This is a genomic window from Paenibacillus sp. Z3-2, assembly GCF_054161325.1.
On record NZ_CP096397.1, the window covers coordinates 937,571 to 950,201 of the forward strand.

The window sequence follows — 12,631 nt, forward strand, 5'->3', positions numbered from 1 at the left end:
GGTTGTTATTCCGATATAGCGTGGCTCAGGTTCCTTAGATTTCTGAGACCGCTTCAAATTTTACTTACTCTCCGTGCAAATTAGTAAAAGCATCCTCGGCTTTCACTGTTTCAGGAATCAATTCGTTTACAACGAGCCATGCACGTACATTCTCCCACGACTCCATTTCCTGCCGACCAAACGATTGTCCTTCTTCATTCATAAGTGGCAGTAAAATAGCCAGACTTTTGGTTTCGATCTCGGCGTCTAGCGGAGATGTTTCATTCTCATGAGCCAGCAGAATATTCAAGGCTTCCTCTGGGTGCTCCGTTACATATGTCTGGCCCTCCTGGATCGCTTTGACGAACCGGGTAAGCTGGTCCTTTTTCGCTTCAATGCCAGCTTCACTTGCGGTCAGAACCAATTCATAATAATCAGGCACACCATAATCGACGGGGTTAATCGATCTCATGGCATGTCCTTCTTTCTCCAAAATCAATTGTTCATGGTTAATAAAACCACCCATTATCGCATCCGCCTGTCCGGAAGCCAGCGAAGGAATCAGATCGAACCCGACGTCGACCAGATTCATGTTGTCGGGGTTGCCGCCATCGTGGCTAATCATCGTATGCACCATCGCTTCATACAGAGGAATGGAGGAATAACCGACAGTCTTTCTTTCAAGATCTTTGGGTGAATTCACGTTGCCATTCGCTTCGGTCAACAGATGCACCAGCGGATGCCGAACGACAGCAGCAATGGAACGTACAGGAATGTTCTCGCCACGCGCGAGCAATATTTGGGGTTGGTAGCTTAGAGCCAGATCGATTTTCCCGGCAGCAACAAGTTTGAGTGAATCATTGGTATCCGCAGGCATCTGAATATCGACATCGAGACCTTGATCTGCAAAGTATCCTTTTTCTTGAGCAACGTAGAAGAAGGAATGTACTGCATTCGGGTACCAGTCGAGCATGATGGACAGTTTATCTTTGGCGTCTGATGCTGGTTCTGTTACAGACGAGTCTGTTTGCTGTGCATTGGTTGCCGAATCTGTTGTTGTCGTGTTTTTGCTAGTACTCGTGGTGCTGCATCCACTAACAATCAGCAACAGGCTTATGAGCATGATGGGAAGCAGGGAATATATGCCTTTGTTATTCATAAATGAAGTTCCTCATTTCATCGTTTTGATTTGTAGAAAATGGACAGCAGCATGTTAACGGACAATGTGACAATGTACTGATTGAAGATCTGCTGAAATTGTGCATAAGGTATATTTTGAAGATCGTAACTCCTGTATTTACATCTAATTTCTGTCTAAGTTTTATCCAACTTTCCTTTTGGCTCCATGACGATGACGCCGTAAGCTAAACCGTTTCTCCAGCCAAGCAATCAGTGCAAACAAAATGATTCCCAGCAAGGATAACAGCACAATAGCGGCAAACATCGCATCCGTATTCATATTGCTGGACATGCGGCGGCTGAAGTAGCCGAGCCCTTTACTGCCACCGAGCCATTCGCCAATCGTTGCCCCAACCACGCAGTACACCACAGACATCTTTAGCCCCGAGAAAAATGAAGGGAGTGCCAGCGGAACCTGGAGTTTGCGAAAAATATCCCATTTGCTGGCGCCCATGGTGAGTAGTAGTTCACGCTGTTCTGGGTCGCCTTGGCGGAGTCCATCGTAGGTACTGACCACAATGGGGAAGAACGCGATCAGGAACACCACGGCGACTTTACTCCACAGCGTGTAGCCGAACCACAGGATGAATACGGGGGACAGGGCAATCAGCGGGATCGTCTGACTGATCACGATGAAGGGATATAAGGCCTTTTCAATCGAGCGATTCATATGCATGCCTGTCGCCAGCGCAATTCCGGTCACTATGGACAAGCCAAAACCAACAGCAACCTCCATAAAGGTAGCAGGCAGATGTATGGTCAGCAGCAGACGACGATGCTCAACCAGTGAGCCTGCGATGGCCGTGGGTGCAGGAATGATGAAGGAAGGCACCCATCCCATACGTACAATCGTTTCCCAGATCGCCAGTAAAAAGAGCATGAGCAGAATGAACAAACCATATTGGGAAAACCACTTCGAGAGCCACGTCTGGACGCTAACCTTATCGCTTCGCATGCAATTGTTCCTCCAGTTGTCGTCTCATCTGCACGAGAGCCGGTTCGTAGATCAGGTCCGAATGCCTTGGACGTGGCAAAGGAACCGTCATTTCCCGCAGTTGCTGACCTTGTCCGCCTGGAGTTAGTAGAATAATACGATCACTTAAAAGCAATGCTTCTTCAATGTCATGTGTAATAAACAGGACGGTTTGGCCAAAGCCCTCCCACAGCTCCAACAACCAGCGATGCATTTCTCGTTTGGTTAAGGCGTCGAGCGCACCGAAGGGTTCATCCAGCAACATGAGCTGTCCGCCTGTAAGCAAAGTACGAAGCAGTGCTACCCGCTGCCGCATGCCACCGGATAACTCATCCGGATAGGAATGTTCATAACCTGACAGGCCGAACCTGGCTAATCCAGCCATGATGTCGGCCCGCAGCTTGTCCTTGTTCTGTCGGCCTGGTGCCAACTCGGCAGGCAGCATGCAGTTCTCCAAGACGGTCCGCCAGGATAACAGCAGATCTTTCTGCGGCATATAGGCGACTCGTCCGAGCCGTTGTCCTTGCGGTACATCGGCAATGTCGATGGTGCCGACGGTTGGCTCATGCAAGCCTGCGAGCAGCTTGAAGAGCGTGCTTTTACCTGATCCGCTGGAGCCAATGAGTGAGACAAATTCTCTCTGTTGAACCTGAAGCGACACATTGGAGAGTACGGGTGGATCTTTTTTTTCGGGAAAAGCGAAGCTTACGTTGTGAATGGTTACATGGTTGGCCATCTGATCCTCACCCCCTTAATGTCAGACTGGTGAAATAACAACGACATCCTGTGCTCTGCAAAAGAAACAAAAAAGACCCCCCCATTTCCGGAGAAATGAGTGGGTCTGTAAGTTAGATCCGCAATTTATCTTCACATATACATGATAAAATTCCGCTTACTAAAAGGCCGCTCCACTTCCCTCCGCTGGTATGATCCAGATCAGGTTCAAAGGGTCCGAATAGTCATATTCGTCTCAGCCGCAGGGCTCCCCTAGTGCAAATGTACAAGATATGCAGTTGTATGTTCAGCATATATCACTTGAACATGAACTGTAAAGAGGCAGCATGATGGAATTGTTGAGGTGAACTTGGAGTCAGATCCGAGGAGCGAGGTTGTAATCATACAAATTTCAGTTGGAATGAATTTCTTTTGTCCCTCGTTGTGCTTAGAACAATCGAACAATTTACCTCGTTTCAAGAACCCGATATAATAGGGATGGCGCATATTGGCCGGATCACAAATGCAGGTGGGATTTCTCCCTCCTAAGCAGAATGGGGACCCGAGTTGAAAACGTTCAAAAAAGTATATATTGAGATCACAAGTATCTGCAATCTGGCATGCAGCTTCTGTCCGCAGACACAGCGTGCCAAAGGATTCATTGACCCTGAAGTCTTCAACAATATACTGGATCAAGTTAAACCACATACCAACCATATTTATTTACATGTCAAAGGTGAACCCTTGTTGCATCCCAAAATAGATCTGCTGCTTGATTCCGCACATGCGAAGGGACTCAAGGTGAACATTACAACGAATGGTACGCTGCTGCCCAAGACTCAGCATAAATTGCTTGGCAAACCGGCGCTGCGGCAGATGAACTTCTCTCTGCACAGCTTCGATGGGCATGAAGGTTCAACCGATCGTGACGGGTACCTGAGCAACATCTTGTCTTTTGTACATGAAGCGGTGAAGCACAATGTTATCATCTCATTCCGGCTGTGGAATCTGACGCAGGATAACTTTACGAATGCTCAGATGAATCGAAATCGGGAGACCCTTGAAGTGCTGGAACGTGAGTTCAATCTGGACTTTCGTATTGAAGAAAAAGTGGTTCCAGGCAGCGGGGTCAAAATCGCCCCAAATGTATACCTGAACCAGGATCATGAGTTCCAGTGGCCGAGTCTGGATGCACCGGAAGATGACGGGAAAGGATTTTGCCATGCACTACGCGGTCAGGCGGCTGTGCTAGTGGATGGAACGGTGGTTCCATGCTGTCTTGATGGTGAGGGTGTCATTAACCTCGGTAACGTGCACGAGAAGTCATTCTCGGAGATTATTGAGGGTGAGCGAGCGAGCAATCTGGTGTATGGTTTTTCCAAGCGTGAAGCGGTGGAAGAGTTGTGCCGGAAGTGCGGGTATCGTCAGCGGTTTGGAGCCTAGAATATAAAGTGAATACCATCATGTTTTCATAAGATCACGTTGTCTGTAACAGATGATGTGGTCTTTGTTGTGTATATTGAGGTTGTAAATAGAGCATATCCGAAGTTGATATCGGTACATAACAAGTAAACACGGGACCACAAAGCATGCTGAAACATCAGGTTCTATGCTGGGAAGTGTAAACGTGATCTAATGATTATTCTTGTCCCCTTCCTTATTTGGTAGGATTAGGTTGTATTTCAGACAGAGGTGCACCTCTGGCGAACTTCCAGTACAAGCTCAGGCTAGTACTACCAAAAAACGAGAATAAGGGAGGAATAAAGTTATGAAAAAAATGTTGACGCTGTTGCTGTCCGCTGGTTTGGTTGCTTCCATATTTGGTGCAGTTCCGGCTGCGGCTGCACCTACGGTTGTAAATTCAACTATTATTGTTCCAAAGAATACGACCTATGACGGTCAAGGCAAAACCTTTGTAGCCAATCCCTCCACACTGGGCGACGGATCTCAAGCAGAGGGTCAAAAGCCAGTCTTTCGCCTGGAGGCAGGGGCCACGCTCAAAAATGTAAATATCGGATCACCTGCTGCCGATGGTGTTCACTGTTATGGAAACTGTAATATATCGAATGTGGTTTGGCAGGACGTGGGCGAGGATGCACTAACATTGAAGTCGGCCGGAACGGTCAATATTACCGGCGGAGCAGCGTACAAGGCCTATGATAAAGTGTTCCAGATGAATGCAGCCGGAACGATTAACATCAAAAATTTCCGTGCAGATGATATTGGCAAGCTGGTTCGCCAAAATGGTGGAACTTCCTTCGCAGTTAACATGACCCTGGATAACTCCAACATTTCCAATGTGAAAGATGCAATTATGCGTACAGACAGCAGTACATCACAAGGAAAAATCACGAATACACGGTATTCCAAAGTACCAACGTTGTTCAAGGGTTTCGCTTCAGGAAAAACGAGTCAGTCCGGGAATACGCAATATTAAGGCATTGCCACAAATACCCATCTGATGTACATTAGAAGCAATGAAATAAAGTGAACCGGGAGCTCAATGAAGTTGGGCTGAGAGAGTGGCCTTGTGCCGCTGACCGTACATCTGATCTGGGTAATGCCAGCGTAGAGAACATGGATTTACAATGTGTAAGGGTGAATTGTGGAAAATTAACGTGGGATAACAACAGGACTTCTTTCGGCTGTGGTGAACTTTTTGCTACAACAGAGAGAAGGATTGATATTCCGTCTTTGCGTCAACCATCCAATACATGATTGTGAGAATTGTACACTGTACGTAAGGCCTGCCCGGAACCGGGGAGGCTTTTTTTTGTTTACTTTAATAAACCCGACGGGGAGCAGAGGAAGGAAGTAGAGAAGATGGCAACAACAGCAGGCAACAAGCGATTGAAACTAACAGATATTCTGGTAACCATCGTGATCGCAGTGGTGTTTGGCGTGATTTATAAGATATGGGGACCTACATATGACCTGATGAAACCATTCGGCGTTCATGCAGAGCAGATGATCTACGGCATGTGGTTTATGGCCGGCACGTTTGCTTTTGTCATCATTCGTAAGCCGGGGGTGGCGATTCTTGCTGAGGTTGCAGCTTCAACGGTGAGTGCTTTTCTGGGCAGCGAATGGGGCATGTCCACACTGGTGTATGGTCTGTTGCAAGGATTGGGAGCCGAGATATTCTTCGCCGCATTTCTGTATCGAAAAACCAATCTGTTCGTCACCTGTCTTGCAGCCATAGGTGCAGCGGCGGCTTCGCTTGTGCTGGATTACCAGTACGGGTATATTGATTCACTCTCGGCATGGAACTATACGTTATTTATCGGCTTCCGCTTCATTGGAAGTATCCTGATTGCCGGAGTGTTCGCTTATTATCTCGCCAAAGCATTGGAACTGACAGGTGTAACCCGCTCACTCAGACCGGTATCCAAACAGGATTATGAGGCTCTGGATTAGATGAACGGGGAAGGGAATTCGCAAGCGGTAAGTGTAACGAATCTAAGATGCAAGTTCCCGGGAGAGAAAGCCTTGGTATTTCAGGGCTTGTCTCTCTCTGTGCGTCAAGGGGAGAAAGTATTGTTGCTTGGTCCTAGCGGCTCCGGTAAATCGACGTTGTTGCAAATCCTGAGCGGTCTGATACCACGTTCGGTTGAGATCCCGATGAAATGTGATGATATTCAGGTTCCTGCCAAAGCCGGAGTGGTCTTTCAAGACCCGGACACCCAATTCTGTATGTCCTATTCGGATGAAGAGATCGCATTTGTGCTGGAGAACCGAAATATACCGCGTGAAGAAATGGCGGATCTGATTGAATATTATCTGAACCAGGTCGGGTTATCCTTTGAACAGAATCGGACATGGATCCAATCCATGTCTCAGGGCATGAAGCAGCGTCTTGCAATTGCATCGATGTTGGCCATGGACCCGGAGGTGCTATTTCTGGATGAGCCCACGGCATTACTGGATGATGAAGGGACTTCCCAGGTGTGGGATACCGTCAAACGGATTGCCAGTGACAAAACGTTAATCATTGTTGAACACAAAATTAATGAGATTGTGGATATGGTTGATCGGATTATTGTGTTATCTCCAGAGGGAGAGATCGTGGCGGATGGCCCCTCGCAACAGGTATTTACGGAAGAAAGGGAAAAATTGAAGGCTTATGGAATTTGGTATCCAGGCGTGTGGGAAGAGCGGGAACAGGAGCAGGCAACAAAGGAGGAAGAGGGAAGTATTGCTGGAGAACTCCGGGCCTGTGCGGATCAGGGCTTTGGGAGCTTGGAAAGACAGCGAGCATCTGGTTTATCCGAAACAACGGGTATATCCCCGATATCTCACGTATCATCCCTATCGCCTTTATCACCGCCACATCAGCCTGCACTGGACTTACACCAGTTCACTGGATGGCGTGGGAAAACGCCCTTCATCCAGGTGGAACAGGCCAAGGTATGGCATGGGGATTGGATTGGGATTGTCGGAGCCAATGGAGCTGGTAAAAGTTCGTTGTTATTATCCCTGATGAATATTTTGAAAACGACAGGTAATTACCAGGTTGATGGTCAGCCCTCCGGCAGGACGGAACAACTCGCAGATCGAATTGCGTTTGTATTTCAGAATCCTGAATTTCAATTTGTGACCAACACCGTCGCGGAAGAAGTGGGATTCTCCCTGCTTGGAGGCAGGCTTACAGCGGAAGAAAGACGTGTCAAAACGGATCACATGCTGAAGCAATTTGGACTAATTGACCTGTCCGAGCGTCATCCCTACCAATTATCAATGGGACAGAAGCGGCGCTTGAGCGTGGCTTCCGCACTGGTCCGAGAGCAGCGAATTCTGCTGCTGGATGAACCGACTTTTGGGCAGGATGCCCGCAATACGTTCGCCATGTTAGCACAACTGGAGCAATTGCGGCGTGAAGGAACAGCCATTGTGATGGTTACTCATGACCGTGAGATTGTAAAAAGATATTGCACCCGAGTGTGGATGGTGGATAAGGGGAGGTTATCTGATGCAGCTGTCGTTTCCTCATCGTGAAACCTGGCTTCATGCCGTCAATCCCGGATTAAAAATGATTATTCTGACGATGATGTTTGTCATCGTTATCCTCATTCATAACCTGAATGTAATGACCAATGTTGCTGTGGCTATGATGCTGTTACTGTGCTGGACTGGTCACCCGTGGTACAGATTGATGCTGTATGCATCACCATTCATTCTGGTATTTATCTCCACATCTACAGGTATGATGATGTTTGGTAAGGGAGAGACCACGTGGTATAAGTGGGGACTTATTCATATTACAGAAGAGAGCTTCTATCGCGGACTGCACTTGGGATTTCGCTCGCTGAGCATGGCAGTGGCTGGCTTGCTGTTCGGACTGACAACCAAGCCGGTTAGACTATTTTATTCCCTAATGCAGCAGTGGAAGCTTCCCGCCAAATATGCCTATAGCTTTTTGGCCGCGATGCGTATGATCCCGATTCTGCTGGATGAATTCCAGACGCTCCGTTACGCCATTCGTATTCGTGGAACAAGGCAACGCGGCTCACGCTGGAACGTGTATGGTACACTCAAGCGTTATGCTATTCCGCTGCTGGCTCAGAGTATTCGCCGTGCACAACGAATGGCGGTAGCGATGGAAGCGAAGGGGTTCGCGGATGGCGCGCGTCGAACATATTACATTCAGATCGGCTATTCCCGGGCAGATCTGTGGTTCGTATTTTATTATATCCTCACCTTAACAGCTGCTTATTACATGGGGGTCACCTTTCCTTATCATGCTACGATGTTGGATGTAAGGTAATACTGGAAGATAGCGAGAAATATATTGAGGTGTAAGGTAACTTTTTCCTGTTTGCGACGTCTATATGGAAATAACTTCTAATGGATGGGGATGAACGAGCGTGAAGACGGTTCCTGACTGGCAGAGAATAGGCTACAAATGGATTACCTTGACTGGAGTATCTGCTGTGCTGTTGACGGGATGGATGCTGCTGGATTCCATAATGGTCGCCCTTGGAGGACAAGCTTCGGCTACAACGCCACAAGCGTTGGGGGCAAGTTCCCAAGCCTTAACTGCAAAGTTGGCCTACAGACAAGGAGATACCGTTACGCTCATGAATGACATCCCTCTGTTCAAAAACAGGAGGGACGGCAGTGTGGCTGCTGACCAGATGAGGATTGAATACTATACGACGAAAAGCGAAAAGTATACGTTGGCATCGGATCGTGGCGAGTGGGTACAGCTCAAGTCATCTGATCATGGAGACTTCTGGCTGCCAAGGTGGTATGCGCTGAAGGAGAGCAGAAGTATGACGAAAATGGCTCCCCAGAGCTTCACGCTCCAATCAGGCAGTAAGCTGTATCTGGCTCCAGAAAGTTCTACAACCTGGCCTTTTGGGAAAGCGCTAACAGATAAGGCTGTTATTGTTGCGAAGTGGAAAGGATGGTATGGGGTCTCCATTGCCCCGCGAATCTGGAATAAGGAATCCTCCACGTATCGGCCAGGACTCTTCTGGATCAAGGCACAGGCTGTAGAACAGCAGATGAATGTGAATGATGGTTGGTTCCAACAGGATGCATCGTTGCCGACTTCGGTGCTTCGTCATTTGACGGATATCAAGTTGAGTCCAGGAATCACCTCCAAACAAGTCGAACAATGGCTTGGTGAACCGGATTGGAAAGAGAGTTCGGCCAATTTGAATGACACGGGTTATGCGATGAGTATCGGCCAGACCTGGAGATATGAGCGGGAAGATGCGCAGTATCTGGTCACATTCAATAAGAATGGCAAGCTGGTCAGAACACGCTGGAATCTACCACAGAATGATCGAAATGCTGTCGTTTCCGATGGGAACATCAGTCGGGCAGATGAATATAATTTCACGACAAAAATCTATGGCACAACGCTGCCAATGACCATCCCCTGGAGACCGGTATGGACCAACCGGGGGGATATTAACTACACTTTTTTACAAGCAGCCACGGATGATGTTCTCCTGATGAAAGGGGATGACGGTGGATTTAGCGGGGGTTACTACGAAGGTTCTATATATGCCCTTGACCGACATTCCGGCCAGAAATTATGGGGGATTAACGGGGGGGTTGGAAGACAGCAGGCAGAGATGGATACAGGACGCCAATACGTTACAATCTACACCGATTATGACTCTGACAAGAAAAAATACGTGGATCGTATTCGTCATCTGAACTTGAAGAACGGACAGGTTACGTGGACGTATAATCCTAAGCAGAAATTCAGACTGAATGGCATCACCGCTGCGAAGAACGTTGTGGTTGTGGATAGCCCGGTTGTTGAGGGTTCAAGCAACAGTTGGTTGACGGTTCTGGACAGTGCAAACGGAAAAACATTGTGGACGCGAAAACTGGCTACGGGTTATGAATTATTGAATAAGAGCGCAGATGACCCTTATGTGTTGTATTGGGAAAAAAATAAGCTGGTTGCAGCTGATCCCCGATCAGGCCGAACGGTGTGGAGCTTGAAGGCCAAACGATCCACCTTGGAACAAGTTGTGAATGATGCATATTTTGATGGAATTGAGCGTCTTGATCCATTTGCCACCGCGAATACGGAAAGATGGCTATTGTTAGATAATCAGTGGCAACTGCTTGATCTGAACACGGGCAAGAAGCTTGCACAATTTCCTGCTCGGGCAGGACAGAGATTTGAAGAGCTGAATGATGGCATGCTGTTGATCCGTGAGAACATAAACGGCGATCATTACGGAAAATATGAAGACTTTACAACCAACCTGTACGATGCCAAGAGTGGGGAAAAACGTTGGACGTTAAACAACAAGATTGAACGGGGACTTGTGGAGGACGATCAATTATATGTGATTAAAAACGGTTACCCGGCAGCTTTGGACTATAAGACAGGTAAGACCCGCTGGAATGCCAAAGATACAATTGCAGCTCTGAGGTATCCAACGAATCAGGGAAGTTATCTGGTCATTGGTGATCAGTTGCTGCTGCCTATGGATGAGAATTTGCTCGTATTGAATAAAAAGAATGGAGCGCTGCTGGGTCGTGTACATGACGTTGTGATGGGAAGCCCGGAGCACCGGGACCGGGATGCGAAGAATGGAATGATCAACCGAATCGGAAATGAAGTGTATGTGGGTTCGTCCAACGGACGTTTTCGTCTGTATGAAGCTAGCCATCTGCAGGAGGCAATCTCACCTTAAAGGCTTGTTTCGTATGGAATGTTGATTTATTATAAATGAACAGGCTTGCTCGCGCTCCGGTTATCGGCTGTGCGGGCTTTCTTCATGTGTTCTTGAAGAACCATGCATGATCATTCACGGGAGGACTCTCCATGATCTCATTATATGGTGTAAGCAAACGTTATAACGAGCGCGGTTCTCGTGCAGATCAGGGATTCGAAGCATTAAACTCGGTGTCCCTCGAAGTGGGACAAGGAGAAATACATGGCATTATAGGATCGAGTGGTGCAGGCAAATCCACGCTTCTGCGGATGCTCAACGGATTGGAAAAGCCGGATGATGGTGAGGTTGTTGTGAATGGGCAGCACCTGACCCAGATGAATGAGCGGAGTCTGCGTCAGGCACGGAGGTCCATTGGCATGATCTTTCAACACTTCAACCTTGTCAGTAACCGAACGGTGAGTGGCAATGTTTGCATGCCATTGGAACTCGCGGGTGTATCCCGTGCGCAGCGAGTCGAACGTGGCCTTGAGGTGCTGAGGTTTGTTGGACTGGAAGACAAGGCAGATCAATATCCTGCACAGCTTAGCGGAGGGCAAAAGCAACGTGTGGCCATTGCACGAGCGCTCGCCAGTCGTCCGGATGTGCTGCTCTGTGATGAACCGACGTCTTCGCTTGATCCACAGACTACGAACGGCATACTGGATGTGCTGCGTCATATCAATGAAACGCTGGGCGTGACCATTGTCGTAGTGACACATGAAATGGAAGTGGCTCGCAGACTATGTCACAGGATATCCGTGATGAAGGATGGGCGACTCGTTCGAACATTGTCTAAGGCGGAAGTGAGCAGTATCCCCGCCCCGCAGCCTGATCTGCTGACCTCCTTACTTGCGGGTGACAAATACGGGATGACAGGTTCGACTCTATCACGTCCGGCAGAACAGGAGGACAAGCCATGAGGTTACCTGAGTCTGTGCTGAAGTATCAGCATGAGATATGGCAGGCGATTGGGGAGACTTTTGTCATGGTGGGCATCTCCATTGCGGCAGCGGTTCTGATCGGGTTACCTCTGGGTACACTGCTGTACCTATTCCGTAGAGGACAACGGTATCAGAATCAAACGCTGTCCTTTATCCTCGGCAGTGTCGTCAACATCGTTCGTTCGTTTCCGTTCTTACTGCTGGTTGTATTCATGATTCCATTCACACGAATCGTCGTGGGAACGTCCATCGGTACACTGGCGGCAACCGTTCCACTCTCGGTCATTGCGATTGCTTACTACGCCAGACTGGTGGAGCAAGCGTTGCTCGATGTACCCAAGGGAGTGGTTGAAGCCGCCTCATCCATGGGGGCATCGACGATGCAGCTTGTCGTGAAATTCCTATATGTGGAGGCACGATCTGGCCTTGTACTTGGACTTACGACAGCGACCATCAGCTTCATCTCTTACTCGACGGTGATGGGCATTGTAGGTGGCGGCGGGGTTGGCGATTTTGCCATTCGCTACGGTTATCAGCGCTTCGAAACGGAGATTATGGTATTTACGATCGTCATTATGATTATCCTGGTACAGATGATCCAATTCACAGGTAGCAGACTGTCCCACTGGCTGGATCGCAGATCCTGAACAGGGTTG

11 protein-coding genes and 1 riboswitch are annotated in these 12,631 nt (G+C 48.3%); of the genes, 8 read left to right on the plus strand and 3 right to left on the minus strand.

Annotated elements, in window-relative coordinates:
- Positions 1 to 64: 64 nt before the first annotated feature.
- From M1D71_RS04095 to M1D71_RS04105, 3 genes are all read right to left on the minus strand, one after another.
- On the minus strand, positions 65 to 1,138 hold the full coding sequence (locus M1D71_RS04095) for an ABC transporter substrate-binding protein (protein ID WP_458125359.1): 1,074 nt from the start codon (positions 1,136 to 1,138) through the stop codon (positions 65 to 67).
- Positions 1,139 to 1,300: 162 nt separating this feature from the next.
- A complete protein-coding gene (locus M1D71_RS04100) occupies positions 1,301 to 2,113 on the minus strand; it encodes an ABC transporter permease (RefSeq protein ID WP_458125360.1) in 813 nt (270 codons plus the stop codon).
- On the minus strand, positions 2,100 to 2,867 hold the full coding sequence (locus tag M1D71_RS04105) for an ABC transporter ATP-binding protein (RefSeq protein ID WP_458125361.1): 768 nt from the start codon (positions 2,865 to 2,867) through the stop codon (positions 2,100 to 2,102). Before M1D71_RS04105 ends, M1D71_RS04100 begins: the two co-directional genes overlap by 14 nt.
- A gap of 160 nt (positions 2,868 to 3,027) precedes the next feature.
- Positions 3,028 to 3,130: riboswitch (TPP riboswitch) on the minus strand.
- A 282-nt stretch (positions 3,131 to 3,412) separates the two neighbouring features.
- On the opposite strand from M1D71_RS04105, the gene M1D71_RS04110 reads away from it, so the two are divergent.
- The 8 genes from M1D71_RS04110 (at position 3,413) to M1D71_RS04145 (ending at position 12,622) form a co-directional block, all read left to right on the plus strand.
- On the plus strand, positions 3,413 to 4,288 hold the full coding sequence (locus M1D71_RS04110; RefSeq protein ID WP_458125362.1) for a radical SAM/SPASM domain-containing protein: 876 nt from the start codon (positions 3,413 to 3,415) through the stop codon (positions 4,286 to 4,288).
- Between the two features lie 325 nt (positions 4,289 to 4,613).
- Positions 4,614 to 5,282, plus strand: a complete 669-nt coding sequence (locus tag M1D71_RS04115; protein ID WP_458125363.1) for a pectate lyase — start codon at positions 4,614 to 4,616, stop codon at positions 5,280 to 5,282.
- 386 nt (positions 5,283 to 5,668) lie between these two features.
- Complete coding sequence (locus M1D71_RS04120; protein ID WP_338591077.1) at positions 5,669 to 6,262, plus strand: ECF transporter S component; 594 nt, start codon at positions 5,669 to 5,671, stop codon at positions 6,260 to 6,262.
- A complete protein-coding gene (locus M1D71_RS04125; RefSeq protein ID WP_458125364.1) occupies positions 6,263 to 7,840 on the plus strand; it encodes an ABC transporter ATP-binding protein in 1,578 nt (525 codons plus the stop codon).
- Positions 7,815 to 8,609, plus strand: coding sequence for an energy-coupling factor transporter transmembrane component T family protein (locus M1D71_RS04130; protein ID WP_458125365.1), 795 nt, complete (start codon positions 7,815 to 7,817; stop codon positions 8,607 to 8,609). Before M1D71_RS04125 ends, M1D71_RS04130 begins: the two co-directional genes overlap by 26 nt.
- 100 nt (positions 8,610 to 8,709) lie before the next feature.
- Positions 8,710 to 11,013 (plus strand): outer membrane protein assembly factor BamB family protein, encoded by a 2,304-nt coding sequence (locus tag M1D71_RS04135; protein WP_458125366.1) that lies wholly within the window; start codon positions 8,710 to 8,712, stop codon positions 11,011 to 11,013.
- A gap of 131 nt (positions 11,014 to 11,144) precedes the next feature.
- Entirely contained in the window at positions 11,145 to 11,954 is an 810-nt protein-coding gene (locus M1D71_RS04140) for a methionine ABC transporter ATP-binding protein (protein WP_458125367.1), read from the plus strand.
- Entirely contained in the window at positions 11,951 to 12,622 is a 672-nt protein-coding gene (locus M1D71_RS04145) for a methionine ABC transporter permease (protein ID WP_458125368.1), read from the plus strand. Before M1D71_RS04140 ends, M1D71_RS04145 begins: the two co-directional genes overlap by 4 nt.
- Positions 12,623 to 12,631 lie beyond the last annotated feature (9 nt).

Excerpts from the sequence above, each read along its gene's own strand:
- M1D71_RS04095 (WP_458125359.1), bottom strand. The coding sequence starts at position 1,138 with ATGAATAACAAAGGCATATATTCCCTGCTTCCCATCATGCTCATAAGC.
- M1D71_RS04100 (WP_458125360.1), bottom strand. The coding sequence starts at position 2,113 with ATGCGAAGCGATAAGGTTAGCGTCCAGACGTGGCTCTCGAAGTGGTTT.
- M1D71_RS04105 (WP_458125361.1), bottom strand. The coding sequence starts at position 2,867 with ATGGCCAACCATGTAACCATTCACAACGTAAGCTTCGCTTTTCCCGAA.
- M1D71_RS04115 (WP_458125363.1), top strand. The coding sequence starts at position 4,614 with ATGAAAAAAATGTTGACGCTGTTGCTGTCCGCTGGTTTGGTTGCTTCC.
- M1D71_RS04120 (WP_338591077.1), top strand. The coding sequence starts at position 5,669 with ATGGCAACAACAGCAGGCAACAAGCGATTGAAACTAACAGATATTCTG.
- M1D71_RS04125 (WP_458125364.1), top strand. The coding sequence starts at position 6,263 with ATGAACGGGGAAGGGAATTCGCAAGCGGTAAGTGTAACGAATCTAAGA.
- M1D71_RS04130 (WP_458125365.1), top strand. The coding sequence starts at position 7,815 with ATGCAGCTGTCGTTTCCTCATCGTGAAACCTGGCTTCATGCCGTCAAT.
- M1D71_RS04140 (WP_458125367.1), top strand. The coding sequence starts at position 11,145 with ATGATCTCATTATATGGTGTAAGCAAACGTTATAACGAGCGCGGTTCT.
- M1D71_RS04145 (WP_458125368.1), top strand. The coding sequence starts at position 11,951 with ATGAGGTTACCTGAGTCTGTGCTGAAGTATCAGCATGAGATATGGCAG.